The sequence below is a fragment of the Mesorhizobium sp. M7A.F.Ca.CA.002.04.1.1 genome (assembly GCF_004022805.1).
GTDB classification, from domain to species: domain Bacteria; phylum Pseudomonadota; class Alphaproteobacteria; order Rhizobiales; family Rhizobiaceae; genus Mesorhizobium; species Mesorhizobium ciceri.
Genome location: NZ_RZPL01000769.1, coordinates 1 through 2,556 on the forward strand (window position 1 = coordinate 1; position 2,556 = coordinate 2,556).

At 64.9% G+C, this 2,556-nt stretch carries 3 protein-coding genes and 1 pseudogene; all 4 read right to left on the reverse strand.

What is annotated here, in order from left to right; all coding sequences use genetic code 11:
* On the reverse strand, positions 1–193 hold a 193-nt coding region (locus ENZ75_RS28155; protein ID WP_128278483.1), incomplete at its 3' end, for an ATP-binding cassette domain-containing protein.
* Positions 190–1,035 (reverse strand): ABC transporter permease, encoded by an 846-nt coding sequence (locus ENZ75_RS28160; RefSeq protein ID WP_082826413.1) that lies wholly within the window; start codon positions 1,033–1,035, stop codon positions 190–192. The genes ENZ75_RS28160 and ENZ75_RS28155, both read right to left, overlap by 4 nt.
* Before the next feature lie 22 nt (positions 1,036–1,057).
* Positions 1,058–2,005, reverse strand: a complete 948-nt coding sequence (locus ENZ75_RS28165) for an ABC transporter permease (protein ID WP_063167554.1) — start codon at positions 2,003–2,005, stop codon at positions 1,058–1,060.
* A 52-nt stretch (positions 2,006–2,057) separates the two neighbouring features.
* Positions 2,058–2,556 (reverse strand): annotated as a pseudogene (locus ENZ75_RS28170) (peptide ABC transporter substrate-binding protein); the annotation flags it as partial.

A 2,556-nucleotide genomic window follows, 5' to 3' on the forward strand; every position in this document is an offset into this window, starting at 1 on the left:
CCGCAGCGTTGGCGTGGTCGGCGAGCAGGCCGAGAATGGCGTTGATGAGCGTCGACTTCCCGCAGCCGGATTCGCCGACCACGCCAACGCTGCGGTTGGCCGGCACGGAAAAACTCACCTGCTTCAGCGCCTCCAGTCGCCCACTCTCGGTGTGGAAGGCGACGCTCAGATCCTTGATCGCGAGAACCGTCATGACCGCCCCTTCAGCCGGGGATCGAAGAGGTCGCGCAGCGTCTCGCCGAAGAAGGTGAAGCCGAGTGTGGTCAGCACGATGGGCAGGCCGCCGGCAATCACGATCCAGTAGGAATCGCGGATGTTGGCAAAGCCGTCATTGAGGATCGCGCCCCAGCTCGGCGTTGGCGGCCGCACGCCGAGCCCGAGGAAGCTCATGCCGGCCTCGATCGCCACCACCACGGGAATGTCCATCGATATCAGGATCAGGATCGGGCCGATGATGTTGGGCAGGATATGGACGCGCAGGATACGGCCGGCACTGGCGCCCATCGAGCGCGCCGCCATGACATGTTCGGCCGACTTCAGCACCAGCGTCTGCGTCCTGATGATGCGGGCATAGCCCGGCACATTGACCAGCATCACCACCAGCACCACCGCATAGAGCGAGGGGCCGAACAGGGTGACCAGCGTCAGCGCCAGCATGACGGTGGGAAAGCTCTTCACGGCGTCGAAGATCAGCAGCAGCACATTGTCGAGCCAGCGCGGCCCATAGCCGGCGATCAGCCCGAGCACCACGCCGACGACCAGCGACACCGCTGTCGCGCCCAGCGCGATCAAGAGCGCGACGCGCCCGCCATAGAGCACCCGGGTCAGAAGATCACGGCCGAGGTGGTCGGTGCCGAGCAGATGCAGCAGGCTCGGCGAAGCGAAGCGTTCGGCCGGCGATATCTTGCTCGGCGCATAGCTGGTCAGCGCGCTGGCAAACACCGCCGACAGCACCACCAGCGTCACCAGCGTCAGGCCGACGGCGCCGAGCGGCTCGCGCATGATGCCGCGCACGGTGCGCCACAATCCGGACAACCGGCTGCCGCCGGAAGACAGCTCAGTTGAAACTTGATCTGACACGGGGATCCAAGATACCGACCAGAATGTCGGCCGCTACGTTGACGAGGACGAAGAAGACCGTGGTGACCAGCACGGCTCCGGAGACGATGGGGTAGTTGCGCACCGAGATCGCCTCATAGACCAGCTTGCCGATGCCGGGGCGGGCGAAGACGATTTCGGCGAAAACGGAAGACGACAGCATGTGGCCGATGCCGACGCCGAGCAGGGTGATCGTGGGCAGCACGGCAATGCGCAGCGCGTAGGTGTAGACGATCCGGTGCTCTGTCAGGCCGAAGGCGCGCGCCGTGCGGATATGGCTGGCCTCCAGCGTCTCCAGCATCGAGGCGCGCACCATGCGCGAGATGTAGCCGATCCAGCCAAGCCCGACCGCCAGCGACGGCAGGATGAGGTGCTGGAGCCGGCTGGCGAGGTCGCCCGGTTCGCCGGCGCCGATCGCCGGCAGCCATTGCAGTGCGACCGCGAACACCAGCAGCGAATAGATGGCGACGACGAAGGACGGCACCGCGATCATCGCCACCGAAAGAACCCCGATCACCTGATCGACAAAGCCGCCTCGGCGCACCGCGGCGATACAGCCAAGCGGGATGCCAAGCGCCACCGACCAGGTGATGCCGCCGACCACCAGCGCCAGCGTGAACGGAAGCTGCTCGATCACCACGTCCAGCACCGGCCGGTTCGACAGAACCTCGGTGCCCAGGTCACCGCGCAGGACCGATCCGTAGAAGTGCAGGAACTGCCGCCACACCGGCTGGTCGAGGCCCATGCGTACGCGCAGCGCCTCCATCATCTCCGGCGTCGCGCGTGGCCCCAGCGCGACGGAGGCCGGGTCGCCGGGAATGAGGTAGACCATGGCGAACATCATCATCATAGCGACGCTGATGATGATGGCGCCAAGCCACAGACGCTTGAGGGCGTAGCGGATCATTTTCGGTACCTGTCGGACGGTCTTTGGTGGGGGCGAGCCCCGCCCTCCGATATCATGCCGGTTTGAAGCCGGTGAACACGGGCTCGCCGTTCGGCTTCAGGCCGGCCACAAGCGTGTCTCGATTCATGATGCCGGTGACCTCATGCGTCAGGAAAACGTAGTTGCCGTTCTCCTCCATCAGGTCCTGCAGCTTCTTGTAGATGACATCGCGTTTCGCCGGGTCGAGCTCGACCATGCCTTCGGCATTGAGCTTGTCGAATTCCTCGCTGGAAAACCGCTCCCAGTTCCAGACGCCGATCTGGTCGCGGGTGAACCAGGCAGTCGCCCAGCTCGGATCCGGCTGCATGGAGAAGCGGCTGATGATCATCTGCAGCTTCTTCCAGTAGTCGCCTTCCTTGGCGCCAAGCGTCCAGAAGGTGCCGCTGTCGTTCTGCTTGATCTCCACATTGAGGCCGACATCCTGCAGGTTCGACTGCACGACCTGCGCCGCGGTCAGCCGCTCGGTCTTGTTGAGGATGTCGAGCGTGATCGTCGTGCCGGCCAGCCCCTCC